The sequence below is a fragment of the Pseudomonas sp. GD03944 genome (assembly GCF_029839275.1).
Lineage (GTDB): Bacteria > Pseudomonadota > Gammaproteobacteria > Pseudomonadales > Pseudomonadaceae > Aquipseudomonas.
Genome location: NZ_JAOCAH010000011.1, coordinates 174915 through 187817, shown reverse-complemented (window position 1 = coordinate 187817; position 12903 = coordinate 174915). Strand labels below are relative to the sequence as shown.

The 12903-nt window shown below is 61.4% G+C and carries 13 protein-coding genes; 5 read left to right on the top strand and 8 right to left on the bottom strand.

The features are described from left to right. Nucleotides 1–457: 457 nt before the first annotated feature. Together N5C28_RS17765 and N5C28_RS17760 are read right to left on the bottom strand one after the other, a co-directional pair. Nucleotides 458–859 (bottom strand): GFA family protein, encoded by a 402-nt coding sequence (locus N5C28_RS17765; RefSeq protein WP_092147704.1) that lies wholly within the window; start codon nt 857–859, stop codon nt 458–460. Nucleotides 860–1060: 201 nt separating this feature from the next. Beyond that, entirely contained in the window at nt 1061–1558 is a 498-nt protein-coding gene (locus tag N5C28_RS17760; protein ID WP_279824399.1) for a hypothetical protein, read from the bottom strand. A gap of 582 nt (nt 1559–2140) precedes the next feature. Between N5C28_RS17760 and N5C28_RS17755 the strand changes: the two genes are divergently transcribed. Then, a complete protein-coding gene (locus N5C28_RS17755) occupies nt 2141–2611 on the top strand; it encodes a MarR family transcriptional regulator (protein WP_279824412.1) in 471 nt (156 codons plus the stop codon). A gap of 104 nt (nt 2612–2715) precedes the next feature. On the opposite strand, the gene N5C28_RS17750 is transcribed toward N5C28_RS17755, so the two are convergent. From N5C28_RS17750 to N5C28_RS17725, 6 genes are all read right to left on the bottom strand, one after another. Next, nucleotides 2716–3483 carry a class II aldolase/adducin family protein gene (locus tag N5C28_RS17750; protein ID WP_279824397.1) on the bottom strand — a complete coding sequence of 256 codons (768 nt, stop codon included), beginning with the start codon at nt 3481–3483 and terminating at the stop codon, nt 2716–2718. 14 nt (nt 3484–3497) lie between these two features. Beyond that, a complete protein-coding gene (locus tag N5C28_RS17745) occupies nt 3498–4502 on the bottom strand; it encodes a 2-dehydropantoate 2-reductase (protein ID WP_279824396.1) in 1005 nt (334 codons plus the stop codon). 54 nt (nt 4503–4556) lie between these two features. Next, a complete protein-coding gene (locus tag N5C28_RS17740) occupies nt 4557–5348 on the bottom strand; it encodes an ABC transporter ATP-binding protein (RefSeq protein ID WP_279824394.1) in 792 nt (263 codons plus the stop codon). Continuing rightward, complete coding sequence (locus N5C28_RS17735) at nt 5348–7147, bottom strand: branched-chain amino acid ABC transporter ATP-binding protein/permease (RefSeq protein WP_279824392.1); 1800 nt, start codon at nt 7145–7147, stop codon at nt 5348–5350. The genes N5C28_RS17740 and N5C28_RS17735 overlap by 1 nt, the downstream gene beginning before the upstream one ends. Continuing rightward, nucleotides 7144–8181 (bottom strand): branched-chain amino acid ABC transporter permease, encoded by a 1038-nt coding sequence (locus tag N5C28_RS17730; protein ID WP_279824391.1) that lies wholly within the window; start codon nt 8179–8181, stop codon nt 7144–7146. Before N5C28_RS17730 ends, N5C28_RS17735 begins: the two co-directional genes overlap by 4 nt. Before the next feature lie 145 nt (nt 8182–8326). Continuing rightward, nucleotides 8327–9478, bottom strand: coding sequence for an ABC transporter substrate-binding protein (locus tag N5C28_RS17725; RefSeq protein WP_279824389.1), 1152 nt, complete (start codon nt 9476–9478; stop codon nt 8327–8329). A 278-nt stretch (nt 9479–9756) separates the two neighbouring features. On the opposite strand from N5C28_RS17725, the gene N5C28_RS17720 reads away from it, so the two are divergent. From N5C28_RS17720 to N5C28_RS17705, 4 genes are all read left to right on the top strand, one after another. Continuing rightward, the gene (locus N5C28_RS17720) at nt 9757–9945 is read left to right on the top strand and encodes a hypothetical protein (RefSeq protein ID WP_279824388.1); all 189 of its coding nucleotides are present in this window, start codon (nt 9757–9759) and stop codon (nt 9943–9945) included. A 259-nt stretch (nt 9946–10204) separates the two neighbouring features. Continuing rightward, complete coding sequence (locus N5C28_RS17715) at nt 10205–11317, top strand: amidase (protein WP_279824387.1); 1113 nt, start codon at nt 10205–10207, stop codon at nt 11315–11317. Nucleotides 11318–11340: 23 nt separating this feature from the next. Then, a complete protein-coding gene (locus N5C28_RS17710; RefSeq protein WP_279824386.1) occupies nt 11341–12513 on the top strand; it encodes an acyl-CoA dehydrogenase family protein in 1173 nt (390 codons plus the stop codon). 27 nt (nt 12514–12540) lie between these two features. Further along, nucleotides 12541–12903: an IacB protein gene (locus N5C28_RS17705; protein ID WP_279824384.1), complete on the top strand. Its 363-nt coding sequence runs from the start codon at nt 12541–12543 to the stop codon at nt 12901–12903.

Here is a 12903-nt window from a genome sequence, read left to right as displayed (position 1 = left end):
TTCAAGCAAGCCAACCATCATCGCTGTTCAGATGTTGCGAAACAGGGAGTGACCATAGATTCCTTATGCTCCTCGAACTGATTAAGGAGCCGACACCGACCTTCCTACGGGTTTGGGTGGCGGACCGTACGGGGGTAGGAAACCGGCGTCCGAGGGAACCGGCCAGGCCGAAGCCTGCCCCGCACGGACCGCCATAGAGATGCGATAGCCAGACACAAAAAAGCGCCGGCTATTAAAGCTATGGCGCTACCGCGCCTCAGACAAAACAGGTTCCTACACCCGGCCGCGGGATTGACCGCGACGGGCGGACTGTAGCGTGAGAGGGAGAGGACGGCAAGGGAGGCGAAGTTTTGCTGAACGGGTGAGTTGCGAATGGAGAGGGCGGCGGTTGCGGAGGCATTGCCCGCTTTCGACCAGAAGCGGTCGTTCCAAAGAGACGGCTTTCGACCCAAAGCCGTCAGTCGACCTGAGGGCATAGGTTAGATGATTTGAACCAGAGGACTGCGGAATCAACATGAACATGCTTCTGCTTTTGAGGCAGGAAGGGCGTATCAAGCGTGCCCAACGCTATCGAGACCCAGTCGGCAAACTTACCTTCAGATCGTGACCAGAACAGAGTCGAACCGCAGTCCATGCAGAACTCGCGTAATACCGTCTCTGACGAAGCATAGGTTTTGATGCTGGTGGAACCGCGAAGTATTCGAAGCGCGCTACGCGGAATGCTGCCGTACGAAGCGAATGCTGCCCCGTGACCTTTGCGACACTGGCTGCAATGACAATGACTCACTGCTTTTGGTGAGACGAGTAGCTCGTAACTGACGGCAGCGCATAAGCAGCTTCCTTGGTATACCTGTGTCATAGGCTGTTCCGGGCAGGTGAGAAGCGCCAGCGTAACCGTCCCAGTCCAATCAGTCGACCGACCGCTATTGGCCGATAGCTGCCCCCCCGAGGGTCCGCAATTGGCCGGAAGCTGCCTTACAAACGGGTACTTATTTTTGTCTTGCTAGCCCAAATAAGCCTGTCCCACAGCATAAAACTTGCCGCCAGCTGCGCAGGCTGGTTAAACCCGAGCCCCCGACGCACCACGCGCATTTTTCTTCTGCAGGATCACCGAGGCTTCGTTGTAGGCAGTCTGGAAGGCGTCGCTGCCGATCCAGTTCACGGCTGCTTCTTCGTCTTCATCGTGGAAGAGTCCGCGGTAGACGATCAGCAGGCCCATCATGAAGTCGGTGGCAGCATCTTCCGCTTCTTCGGCAACCACCAGTTCCAGCACCGGGTATTGCAGGAACACCAGGCACATCGCGAGCAGGCTGATGCCTTCGCCAGTTTTCATGGCCTGGAACAGGTCATCGAAGTGCGCCGGGTCGAAGCCGTTTTCTTCGATGTCCTTGAAGTCGAAGGTGCTGAGGTCGATTTCGACGTCATCGAACGGCTCGTTGATAAACGGGTTGGCCAGCACCGGGTGCACGACATTGACCTTGGGCTTGCCCATGCGGTTCTGCTTGGCCTTGGCTTTGGCCCGCTGGGCGCGTTTTTGCTGTTTGTCTGGGGAGGCCATGGAGGCGAGTTCCTTGTCCGGCGAAGCCATGTTCATGGCCGGGAATGTTCGGTTGGCAATTGTATGCGGTCTTGACCGAGAGGTGTCTTTGCGTAGAGCTGGTTGATCAGGCCGGTTTCTATCCACCTAGTCGCATGCTCTCCAGTTCCGTCAAGGCAATCAGTAACTCGGTAGTTGATTGCGGCTCATACAGATCGACACCGGTTTTGCGCGCTATCCGCTCGATGACAGCCTCCCGCTTAAGGCCGAGCTTCTGGGCCACCAGCAAGGCACACGAGCGCGCATGGGAAGCGCGATGCGAGAGTGCTTCGCTTTCATCCAACAGTTTCCGTCTATGTGAATTGAAGGACATCGCTTTACCCGACTATCAATGACTCGCACCCGTGTATCGCCAGTGATCAGAGTGAACCGTTCTTTCGAAATCAGGCCAAAATGTACGGCGTTATTCGCCTTGAGGCAGCTCTATTGGGGCTGAATGAGCGCCTTTTTTGTGGAGCACTCCGTCGAGTGAAGGGTGCCCCGGTGCATAAAATAAGGGAACTATCTATTATCTGCCGTTACGTTCACCCAAGCGGTCTATTTATGAAGGTGTCAAAGACGCGTCGCAATCGCTACAACCCGATCAGCGAGGAGTTTCACAAGGAAGAGTTTCCTTTCTACTGGCTGGTCAGAGTGCATGCCCGATACACCATGCGTATGGAAGCACTGCTGAAAAAAATTGATCTCGATATTCCTCGATGGCGTGTTCTCAACATTCTTTATGAGGCGGAACAGGCCAGTATTTCCGAGATATCGGAGTTCGCCGTCGCGAAGCTCTCCACGATCACCAAGATCGTTTATCGGATGAAGGACGATGGTTTGGTCGATACGCGGCAGAGCGACCAGGACGGTCGTGTTACTCAGGTGGTTATCACTGACAAGGGGCGTCATGCCTACTTCGAGATGCACGAGACCACTGCGCAGGTGTTCCATGACGGCTTCAAGGGACTGACAGAACCGCAGATCCGGAAACTCAATCAGACCTTGTCGATGATGTTCGACAACCTTTCCTGAATTTGGCCGCGTCTTTCTAGATACCGGTGCTTTCTTGTCTTCCCCCTGTAGGCGCTAACGGGCGCTGTCTGCACCCGTTTCGGCCTGCACTGCTTGCCGCGCCATTACCAGTTCATGGCTCGCTCGGCGCGCATCTTGCGCACCATGGCGTCATAGAACTTGGTGGCGAAACCACTCTCGCGGATCAGCATGGCGGTGAGGTCGGAGCACTTGGCGGCGATGCCGTCCGCCAGCGGGTTGTCCTCGCCGCCCAAGGCGCCGGCCGCGCACTGGTTCTCGGCGGCGCGTTGCACTGTCCAGAGCAGAAAGAAAGTCTTCTCTATGCTGCTCTCACCCACCGCGATGCCGTGGTTGCGCAGCACCAGCACGTGTTTGTCGCCCAGGCTCTCGATCATCCGCGTTTTCTCTTCGTCGAACAGGGTGATGCCTTCGAAGGTGTGGTAACCAATGCGGCCATGGAGCTGGGCGCCGTAGAAGTCGTCATGGGTAAAGCCACGCTTTTTTTGCACCACGGCGGAGATCGGTGTGGTGTGGGTGTGGATCACACACTGGATATCTTCACGCGCGCCGTGCACGGCGCTATGCAGAGCGAAACCGGCGGGGTTGCCGTCGTAGGGGGAGGGCTCCAGTTTCTTGCCGTGCAGGTCGACCTTGAGCAGGTTGCCCGGCGTCACCTCGGTGTAGTTCAGGCCGAAGGGGTTGACCAGGTAATGGTGGGTCGGACCAGGCAGGCGTGCGGAAATATGGTTGAAGATGGTTTCGGTCCAGCCGAACCAGTCCACCAGGTGGTAGCAGTAGGCGAGCTTGACACGCAGCGCCCATTCTTCGTCGCTGCAGTGGGTCGGTTTGCTGAAATCGGTCATGGCGTTCATGGTGGGATCTCGTGTCAGTGTGTGTTGGACGGGGCGGCCCCCGAGGTGCTGCGAAAGCGCGCCAGGGAGAGGATGTCTTGGGTGGTGGGCATCGTCAGGCCTTGATAGCCGGCCAGCTCGACGACCGCATCGCCGATGGCCGCCAGCTCCAGTGGTCGACCCTGCTCGTAGTCCTGCAGCATGGAGGTGCGCACCGCGCCCATGCCGGCGCCCAGTTCCATGAAGGTCTGCGGGTCGAAGGCGATGCGTGCGCCATAGGCCGCCGCGGTGAGCAGGGCTTCCTGGAGGATCTTGACGACCACGGTCTTCAGTTCGGCCTGGCCATAGAGCTGTTCCAGGGTCGCGCCGGTGACCACCGACAGGGGATTGGAGGTGAGGTTGGCGATGATCTTGGTCCACAGCTGGTCGCGGATGCGCTCGGTGGTGCGTGCCTCGATGCCGGTGGCGGCTATCAGTGTGCGCACGCGCTCCAGACGCTCGCTCATCTGTCCGTCCGGCTCACCGAAAATCATCAGGTGTGGGTTGTTCGAGCGCACCACGCCGGGGGCGCTGCTTTCGGCGGTGATGAACACCACACAGCCGAGCACGTGGCGCAGGTCGAGGCTGGCACTGAGCCGGCCACCGGGGTCGACCGCCTCGACACGATGCTGCGCGAAGCGCCCTTCGAAACCGTGGAAGTACCACCAGGGCACGCCGTTGACGACCGGCACGACCACGGTTTCGGGGCCGATCAGTGGTGCCAGTTCAGGCAGCAGGCCGGCCAAGGCCGGCGCCTTGGTGCAGATGAACAGCAGATCCTGTTCGCCGATTACATGGCAGTCGTCGCTGGCGCTGACGGTCACGCGATGCTCGCCGTCGAGGTCGCTCAACAGGATGCCGTTGTCGCGCAGCGCAGCGAGCGTCTTGCCGCGTGCCAGCAGACTGACTGGCTGGCCGCTTTCGACCAGGCGAGCGGCGAGGGCGCAGCCGATGGCGCCGGCTCCCGCGATGCAAACGCGCAGTGGGGTTGGGTGGGGCATGAGAGGTTTCCTTTTTAGGCAGAACAATGCGCCCGCCACGCGGGCGCTCCGGGCTCAGGTGGCGAGCATTTCCTGATGCTTGCTGGCTTGGCCCAGGTAGGCTTCGATCACACGAGGGTCATCCGCCAGCTGGGTCGCCGGGCCCTGCATGGCGATCTGCCCGGTTTCGAGTACGTAGGCATAGTCCGCGACGCGCAAGGCGGCGCGGGCGTTCTGCTCTACCAGCAGTATCGAGACACCCTGTTGGCGCAGGGTGTTGATGATGCGGAAGATCTCGCGGGTGATCAGTGGCGCCAGGCCCAGGCTCGGTTCGTCGAGCATCAGCAGCTTGGGTTTGGCCATCAGTGCACGGCCCACAGCGAGCATCTGCCGCTCGCCACCGGAGAGGGTCGCGGCCAATTGGTCGCGGCGTTCCCACAGTCGGGGGAACAGGTCATAAACCTCCTTCTGCGTCTGGGCGTTATCGCGCTGGCCGTTGCGATGGCGCTGAAAGCCACCGAGCAGCAGGTTGTCGGCCACTGTCATGCTGCTGAACAATTCGCGTTTTTCCGGCACCAGGCCGAGGCCGCGGCCTACCATCACTTCGACTTCCGGCACGGCTTCCAGGCAGCCGTCGAAGGTGATCCGGCCATGGGAGCCGAGCACACCCATGATGGCCGAGAGCAGGGTGGTCTTGCCGGCGCCGTTGGGGCCGATCACCGTGACGATCTGTCCCTGGCCGACACGCAGGCTGGCGTTGCTCAGCGCTTCCACTTTGCCGTAGGCGACGCACAGGTCGCTGACCTCCAGCACCGGATTGGCAATCTGGTTCTGCGCTTGCTGCAGGTTATGCATGGGCATGTTCATCACTCCGCTCCTCCGAGATAAGCTTCCAGTACCGCGGGATCCTTCTGCACGTCGGCCGGCAGGCCAAAGGCGATGCGCTGGCCGAACTCCATCACCACCACGCGATCTACCAGGCCCATCACGAAGTCCATGTCGTGCTCGACCAGCAGAATGGCCATGCCTTCGCTGCGCAGGCGACTGAGCAATTGACCGAGGGCCTCCTTCTCCTTGTGGCGCAACCCGGCGGCCGGTTCGTCGAGCAGTAGCAAACAGGGGTTGGCGCAGAGTGCGCGGGCGATCTCGAGCAGGCGTTGCTGCCCCAGCGCCAGGCTGCCAGCCTCAATGTGCAGGTAGTCACCCAGGCCGACCCGTTCGAGCTGACGCCGGGCTTCGGCGAGTAGGCGGGCTTCTTCGGCGCGGTCCAGGCGCAGGGCGGCGGCAAGCACTCCCTTGCTGCCACGCAGGTGGGCACCGAGAGCGACGTTCTCCAGCACACTCATCTCCGGCAGCAGCTTGACGTGCTGAAAGGTACGGCTCATGCCCATGCGCGCGATGTGCCGTGAAGCCATGCCGTTGATGAGCTGGCCGCGGAACAGCACTTCGCCGGAGGTGGGGGTGTCGACCCCGGAGAGCTGGTTGAACAGGGTGCTCTTGCCGGCCCCATTGGGGCCGATCAGCGCGAGAATCTCGCCGGCTTGCACGTCGAGGTTCATTGCATTGTTGGCCACCAGACCACCGAAGCAACGGGTGACGTCACGTGCTTCCAGCAGCACCTCGCCGACGCTCGGCGCGTCGCGCTGCGGCAGTTCGCTGGCGTCTTCGGCCGGGCGGACTGCGCGGCGGGTCTTCCAGGCGTTTGGCAGCAGATGCGTGAGCAGTGGCCACAGGCCGCCGGGAGCGCGCTGCATCAACAGCACGATGATGATGCCGAAGACGATCACCTCGTAGTTACCGGTGCTGCCCAACAGTTGCGGCAGCAGATCCTGCAGCCACTGTTTGAGCATGGTCAGCACGCCGGCGCCGAGCAGGGCACCCCAGACGCTGGCGACGCCGCCGATCAGTGCCATGAACAGGTACTCGATGCCCATGTGCAGGCCGAACGGTGTCGGGTTCACGAAGCGCTGGGTATGGGCGTAGAGCCAGCCAGAGAGCGCGGCGAACAGCGCCGAGATGAGGAAGATCACCATCTTCGCTCGGAACGTATTCACGCCCATCGACTCAGCCATCAGTTGGCCGCCCTTGAGTGCGCGGATGGCGCGGCCTTCACGGGAGTCGAGAAGGTTCTGGGTAACGAGCATGGCGCACAGCAGAATGCCCCAGATCAGGTAATAGATCTTCTCGCCCTTGTCCAGCGCCCAGCCAAACAGGGAAATACTTGGCAGGCCGCTGACTCCGGTGTGGCCGCCGACCGATTCCAGGGTGCCGAACAGGTAGTACAGCGACAGGCCCCAGGCGATGGTGCCCAATGGCAGGTAGTGACCGGACAGCTTCAGGGTCAGCGCGCCGAGTACCAGGGCCACGACGGCTGTCAGGGTCAGGCCCACCAGGAGTGTGAGCCAGGGTGACGCGCTGGCCCAGGCCAGCCAGGCCGGCAAATCCTGCACGGTGGTCAGGTAGGCGCTGGTGTAGGCGCCGAGGCCTACGAAGGCGGCCTGGCCGAAGCTGGTCATACCGCCGACGCCGGTGAGCAACACCAGACCGAGTACGACCAGCGTGTACAGGCCGATGTAGTTGAGCAGGGTGACGTAATACGGCGGCAGTGCGGCTGGTGCTACGGCCAGCACGGCGACCAAGACGAGAATCAGGTAGTGCGGTTTCATTCATCGTCCTCCACATGACGGCTGGTGAGAGAGCGCCAGAGCAGGAAGGGGATGATCAACGTAAAGACGATGATCTCCTTGTAGGTGCTGGCCCAGAACATCGAGAAGGCTTCGATCAGCCCCACGGCGAGGGCGCCCAGGGCGGCCACCGGATAACTGACCAGACCACCGATGATGGCGCCGACGAAGCCCTTGAGGCTGATGACGAAGCCGGAGTCGAAGTACAGGGTGGTAATTGGCGCGATGAGAATGCCCGACAAGGTTCCGATGAACGTCGCAAGGGCGAATGTGGCCTTGCCTGCCAGCGTCGGCGAGATACCCATCAGGCGCGCGCCAAGACGGTTGACTGCCGTGGCGCGTAGGGCCTTGCCGTACAGGCTGCGTTCGAAGAACAGGAACAGGCCGATGATCAATGCCAGGGACACGGCGATCACCCACAGGGTCTGGCTGTTGAACGTCACTGGGCCCAGGCTCAGACCGGTTTCGGAAAAGGGCTTGGTTCGAGCGCCTTCGGGACCGAACAGCAGTAGGGCGATGCCGACCATCGCTACATGCACGGCGATGGACACGATCAGCAGTACCAGGGCACTCGCCGAGGCCAAGGGCTGGAATACCAGGCGGTAGAGCTGCGGGCCAATTGGCACTACCAGCGCCAGGGTGAGCAGGGCCTGAAATGCCATCGGCAGCTCCGCCAGGGGCAGGCTGCGCATCAGGCCGACCATGGCCAGGGCATAGGTGAGCTTGAACGCAATACGCTTCGGGAAGCGGAAGCGGTGGCTGAAACGGTTGGCGTCATACAGATCCATCGCACAGTCGGCCAGGGTCAGGGCCAGCAGCAACCAGACCAGCGCGGTGGAGTGGCCAGCCTGGAGGGCGGCCATGGTCAGCGCACCGTAGGTGACGAACTCACCCAGTGGGATCAGCAGGATGCGCGTCACGGTAAAGACCAGCAGGATCGAAAGCGCCAGCAGCGCGTAGATGGCGCCGTTGGTGATACCGTCCTGGCCGAGCAGCAGGGCAATCTGGAAATTCATATCGAAAACTCGTTTGCGGTATGGAGCGCGCGAGTCCGTAGGGTGGGCTTCAGCCCACATCCAGCGGTTGGCTTTGCTTACCAGCCAGCGGTGGGCTAAAGCGGATCGCCGCCCGGCCCACCCTACGGGGTATCACGCGAAGCGATCAGTTGCCTTTGAGCAGCGTCCAGGTGCCGTTCTTCACCTGGATCAACTCGCGACCACGGTCGTCGAAGCCGCTGTGGTCCTCGGGGCTCATGTTGTATACGCCCTGGGTGGCGGGGAACTCCCGGGTTGCCTCCAGCGCGTCGCGCAAGGCGGCGCGAAACTCCGGGGTGCCCGGTGCGGCCTTGGCGGCAGCTACGGGGATCGCCTGCTGCAACAGCAGGCCGGCGTCATAGGTATTGGCGCCAAAGGTGGCTGGCTTGCTGCCGTTGAGCTTCTCGTAGGCGGTCACGTAGTCGTTGGCGATGGCCTTCGACGGGTGGCTGTCTGGCATCTGGTCGAGCACCAGCATCAGGCTCGCGGCGAGGATCGTCCCTTCGACCTTGTTGCCGCCGAGCCTGAGAAAGTCCGGCAGGGCCGCGCCATGGGTCTGGTATACCTGGCCGCGGTAGCCTTGGTCGTACAAGGTTGTCTGCGGCAGTACCGACGAACTGCCGGGTGCGGCTACCAGTACGGCGTCGGGACGTGAGGCGAGAATTTTCAGGCTTTGTCCGGTCACCGAGGTGTCCTGACGCTGGAAGCGTTCGCTGGCCAGTATCTTGATGCCGTGCTCGGCCGCCAGGGTGCCCATCACCTTGGACCAGTTCTCGCCATAAGGGTCGGCGGTGCCGATGAAACCCAGCGTTTCAACGTCGCGCGCCTTCATATCCTCGACCAGCGCCTTGGCGATCAGGTCGTCGTTCTGTGTGGTCTTGAACACCCACTTCTTTTGTTCGGTCATCGGCACCACCACGGCGGCCGTGCCCACCGGGGCCAGAAGCGGCACACCGGCCTCGGCGACGAACTGGATCACGCCCATGGCGTTGGGCGAGCCGCTCGGGCCGATGATGGCGTCGACGTTTTCCTCGCTGATCAGTTTCTTCAGCGCCTTCACCGTCGCAGTGGGGTCGCTGCCGTCATCCAGAGCGATGTACCTGACCTGTTGGTCGCCGGCCTGGGTGGGCAGCAGCGGTATGGAATTTTTCTGAGGCAGCCCGACCAGCGCGATGGGGCCAGTAGAAGACGTGATGACACCGACCTTTACCTCGGCCTGTACGAAGGAGGCGCAGACGACGCCGAGAAGGAGGGTGGACACAGTTCGTTTGAAGTGCATGACGTACTCCGAGCGGTTGCAAGGCTATTTGGAGAGACAGGAGCCAGTCGGGCATGGGGCATCAAGGCGAGATGCGCGAATGGTCGTGTCGTCTTCTTTTTTGTTCTGGCGCTGCCGGTGGTTTACCCGTCCGACATGAGCCGATTTGCACCTCCCGTGCCAGAACGTCGTGTACCGAGGGTGCCGCATGGTGCTGCGCAGTCTCGGATCAGGGGGGGAATCGGCTTTGTCGGGAGGTGTTGAGGTGATCCTGCTGCGAGGGCGACGTGGATCAGTCAATGGCTGATTTCATCAGGCCTGGAGGCGCTTTTTTTGTGGCTGAGAAGGGGTGTTTTTTAGCTTTTTTCATTGTGAAAAGACGGCTTATTTCGCGCCTTTTTAGAGCGTTTGGTCGTTGTATTTTTTGTGCGATTATCGGCCGCTTTGAATTCGGATCATCAAACCTGAAAAATGCATGTGTGCGTTGATAATAGTTCTCGTCTTATATTTATATATATGTTTTAAAAAGAATTTTTCGTACTTTATACGTGAATGTTACAGGTTTTTACTGTTACTAAAATGCACGTGAATCGTGCTATTCGATTGAAAATGCACCGAATCTACACACTATTTTTTAAGTGATAATTCAATTGACAATTCACGTAATTGTTCCGATTCTGGATTTACTCGAATCGCCGCGTATGCGGCGACTCGGTTCATCAACAGAAACGGCAATGGGTGAAGCAGATGACGATCGTGGTCGAGGCGCTGAAGCTCGGTGGGCAAGGCCCTCGTGTAATGGTGAAGGACACCATCGATGTGGCCGGGCATCCCACCCGTGCTTCCAGTCGTGCGCTTGAACATGTATTGGACGCCGAGCGCCATGCCGCTGTGGTTCAGTCGCTGCTCGATGGCGGCTGCCAGATCGTCGGCAAGACCAGCCTGCATGAGCTGGCTTTCGGCACTACCGGCCTCAATGCATGGACCGGCACGGCAGAGAACCCACGTTATCCCGAATGTATTCCTGGCGGCTCTTCCAGCGGTTCGGCTGCCGCGGTAGCCGCTGGCCTATGCGATTTTTCCCTGGGAACCGATACCGGCGGATCGGTGCGTATTCCCGCCGCTTGCTGCGGTGTGTTCGGGCTCAAGCCCACCTTTGGCCGGGTCAGCCGTGCCGGGGTGATGCCGGCGCAGACGTCGTTGGATTGTGTCGGCCCCTTCGCCGCCGATATCGAGACACTGATCAGCGCGATGCGGCTCATCGATCCATCCTTCAGGGCGCTGCCGAGCGTGAGCGGCGTGCGTGTGGGTGTCGTGCCCGTGCAGGCGCACCCGGAGGTGCAGGACGCGCTGAATGCTGTGCTCGCAGCCTCGAATTTCGAACTGCACGAGGCGCCCTTGCCGGGCTTGTCGGCGGCCTACGACGCGGGCCTGGCGGTGATCAACCGAGAAACCTGGAATGCCTGCGGGCATCTGGTAGACACAGGCCTGGTTGGTGCCGACGTCGCCGGCCGGCTACTGGCTGCGCGTGATACCAGCGAGGTCGCTCTCCTCGATGCCGAGCGTTGCCGCGCCTCCTTCACGGCCGAGGTGGATGCCGCCCTGGCGCAGTGCCCGATCCTCGCCCTGCCGACCATGCCGGACTACCCGGCGCGGGTGGTGGACGCCGCCGATACCCGCGCTGCCATCGGCATGACCGCTTTCGTTCGTCCTTTCAACCTGACTGGCCACCCGGCATTGAGCATTCCTTTCGAAGGAGCTTCGAAGTTGCCGGTGGGGCTGCAACTGATCGCCGCCAAGGGCGCGGACGAACTGCTTCTGGCAGTCGCCCGCGAGTTGCTGCGGCGCCTCGAACAATAACCGTACCCATTGTGGAGAAGCCCATGTCTTCCCTAAATCAGCTGGATCACCAATGCCTGGCCCCGATTACCGCCAATGAAGCCTTTCAGGCGCTGCTGGCCGAAATCCGCGAGCGTGCCCGAGGTGAGGAGTTCGACCAGCAGAAATACATTTCCCATGACGTGATCGAGCGCTTCAAGGAGCTCGGCGTCTATCGCGCCCTGGTCCCCACTCGCTTCGGCGGCGAGCAGCGCAGCCCGATGGCGTTCTGCGAGATGGTGGAGGAAATCTCCGCCGCCGACGGCTCCGCCGGCTGGGTCGCTAGCTTCGGCATGAACCCGGTGTACCTGGCGGCTCTGCCCCTGGAGACTTTGAAGAAAATCTATGCCAACGGTCCCGACGTGGTCTTCGCGGGCGGCATCTTCCCGCCGCAACCGGCGCAGTTCGTCGATGGCGGCCTCAAGGTCAGCGGCCGCTGGAAGTTTTCCAGCGGCTGCATGGGTGCCGGCCTGATCGGAGTTGGCATCAGCCCGAAGAATGGCGAGACGGTTGGCCTGCCGCGCCTGGCAGTGATGCCACGCGAAAAGGTGAGGATCGAGGAGACCTGGGATGTAGTCGGCCTGATCGGCACTGGCAGCCATGACGTGGTGATCGATGGCGTGGTAGTGCCCGAGGACTGGACCTTCGTCCGTGGCGGAGCAGCCAATCTGGACGAGCCGATGTTCCGCTACCCCTCGCTGTCTTTCGCCACCCAGGTGCTTTCGGTGGTGGGCCTGGGGGTTGCGCGCGCGGCTCTCGACTACCTGTCGGGCCTGGCCAGTGGTCGCTTCTCCGTTACTGGCGCCCCGGCGCTGGCGGATCGCCCGCTGGCGCAAATGCAGATGGCCAAGGCCGAAGCCGAACTGCGTGCAGCCCGCTCCTGGTTCTACGAAGCCATGGAAGACGCCTGGAACAGCGTGCTGGCAGGCAGCCCGGTGTGCGTCGAGCAGACCAACCTGCTGCGCCTGTCCTCGACCCACGCCACCCGTGTGTCGGCCGAGGTCGCGCGTACTGCGCAAATGCTCTCGGGAATGACCGGCGTGTATCGGGAGAGCCCGCTGTCGCGGTTCGTCAACGACACCCTGGTGATCACCCAGCACGCCTTCATGGGCGACATGACCTACCAGAACGCCGGCGCGATCTTCTTCGGCAACAAGCCGCTGCCTGGCTACCTGTGACTTTCAACTGACAGATCGGTGATTGTGATGACTGAGAAAAAAGCCCTGCGCGTCCTGTTCTGCATGGGTATCAACCAGAACTTCTTCGACGCCCCGCGTGAAGAGCAACTGGAAGTCTGGGCGGCGTTCAGCGCCATGTGGAACGGTATCCACGACCTGCCCGGGGTGAAGGTATTCGGCAACATGGACGACGACCAGAGCATGGTCGGCCCATCCACCGGCTACCCCTGGACCACCTACCTGCTGGCCGACGTGCCGGACATCGAGACGGTGCACGCCGCCTGCAACCTGTTCCGCACCACCGCCGTGGGCACCGGCCCGTACAAGCTGTGGCGCTACTGCAAGGTGGAAGCGCGTACCGGCCGCGAACTGATCATCCAGCGGGTCTGA